Here is a 1,909-nt window from a genome sequence, read left to right as displayed (position 1 = left end):
GGAGTGGGGAGTGGGGAGTGGGGAGTGGGGAGTGGAACAGCGGATGCCATATCGGTTTTGGGGAGTAACTGACTATGAGAAAGGGTTTTTCCTAGTTTAGCGCGATCGCACTATTTGCACTTTCCGATTTGGGCTGCTATAGTATTTATGTACTACAGCAGACAGATATCAGGCTATCAGACAGTCTGTAGGGAGTTTTTTGCACTCTTTCTGCGATAGCAGTCAGTGCTGAAAACCCGAAATTTACACAAACCATCCCGATGGGTTGGGAAAAACTCAAGCGGGTTAAGCCGCCAGTTGCTGAACCTGTTTAATCTTATCGGAATTACGGAGCTACGCTATTAATATGGTGCGTTAGCTTTCGCATAACGCACCCTACAGATGCTAGCCCCCATTCCCTACTAACTGGTAATTTTCGGTCCTAAACCAACTTTACCAGCATAAATTGCGCGATCGCCTAATTCATCTTCTATCCTGAGTAAACGATTATATTTGGCGACTCTTTCACTGCGACAGAGGGAACCTGTTTTAATTTGTCCGGCACGAGTAGCTACGGCTAAATCTGCTATAGTTGTATCTTCAGTTTCACCGGAACGATGACTGATTACGGAGCGGAAGCCGTTGCGAGTTGCTAAATCAATGGTTTCTAAGGTTTCGGTTAAGGAACCAATTTGATTAAGCTTAATCAAAATAGAATTAGCCGCTGCTATTTCGATACCTTTTTGCAGTCGAGTGCGGTTGGTGACAAATAAATCATCCCCCACTAACTGAATCTGCGAACCTACTTTCTCAGTCAATAATTTCCAACTATCCCAATCTTCTTCATGTAATCCATCTTCAATGGAAACAATGGGATATTGCCCTACTAAGCCTGCCATATAATCGATAAATTCAGCAGGAGAATGGGCTGCACCATCATAAACATATTGCCCATCTTTGTAAAACTCACTAGCGGCAACATCCATCGCTAAAGCCACTTCTTCTCCTGGCTTATAACCTGCCTTTTCAATGGCCGCAATCAGTAATTCCAATGCCGCTTTATTCGACTCTAAATTAGGAGCAAAACCACCTTCATCACCCACACCAGTGAGTAAATTTTTCTCCTTCAAAACCTTTGCTAATGCCGCAAAAACTTCCGCACCCCAACGCAATGCTTCCCCAAAAGAATCTGCACCCACAGGCACAATCATGAATTCCTGAAAATCCACATTATTATCAGCATGTGCCCCCCCATTAATCACATTCATTAAGGGTACAGGAAGAAGATTCGCAAGGGGACCTCCCAAATAGCGATAAAGAGGAAGTGCTACTTCTGCTGCGGCTGCCTTTGCTGTAGCTAAAGATACAGCAAGAATTGCATTTGCCCCCAAGTTTGCTTTATTGGGGGAACCATCCCGATGAATCATTTTGCGATCGACACTTTCTTGATCCAGCGCATCCATCCCCACAACTTCAGGAGTAATTTTTTCCTTGATATTGCGTACCGCCTTGAGAACCCCTTTCCCCCCGTAGCGATGAGGATCTTCATCTCGCAATTCATGGGCTTCAAAAGTCCCTGTGGAAGCGCCACTGGGCACTTGCGCCAATCCCACAGCGCCGCTGGCTAGGCGCACCTCAGCTTCGACGGTAGGTTTTCCGCGCGAGTCGAGAATCTCTCTGGCATCAATAGCGTCAATGGTTGCTTCTGTCTTGTCTAGCATTCCCTCTCCTCAAAATTTGTAGCGTCCAGGGTATAGGATACGCCTGAATTTGTTGAGGTGCAATAGTCTTTAAGGATGTTTTCGATCCCCGATGGGAATGGCAGGGTTGTTTCATTCTCCTACAGCAACAGGTTAAAACCTGTTGCTACACAGACTAAACCGCCCTTCGGCGGTTCAACTTATTTGTTAATAAGCTAATGCAAAACTTG

At 45.5% G+C, this 1,909-nt stretch carries 1 protein-coding gene; it reads right to left on the bottom strand.

Annotated features, from left to right (window positions below; all coding sequences use genetic code 11):
* Nucleotides 1–401: 401 nt before the first annotated feature.
* Nucleotides 402–1,700: a phosphopyruvate hydratase gene (eno, locus tag NJ959_RS29005; protein ID WP_254015227.1), complete on the bottom strand. Its 1,299-nt coding sequence runs from the start codon at nucleotides 1,698–1,700 to the stop codon at nucleotides 402–404.
* Between the last annotated feature and the right edge of the window lie 209 nt (nucleotides 1,701–1,909).

Origin of the sequence: Limnofasciculus baicalensis BBK-W-15 (assembly GCF_024178385.1) — a bacterium.
In the GTDB taxonomy this organism is placed as follows: domain Bacteria; phylum Cyanobacteriota; class Cyanobacteriia; order Cyanobacteriales; family Coleofasciculaceae; genus Limnofasciculus; species Limnofasciculus baicalensis.
This window is presented reverse-complemented; position numbering and strand designations above follow the sequence as displayed.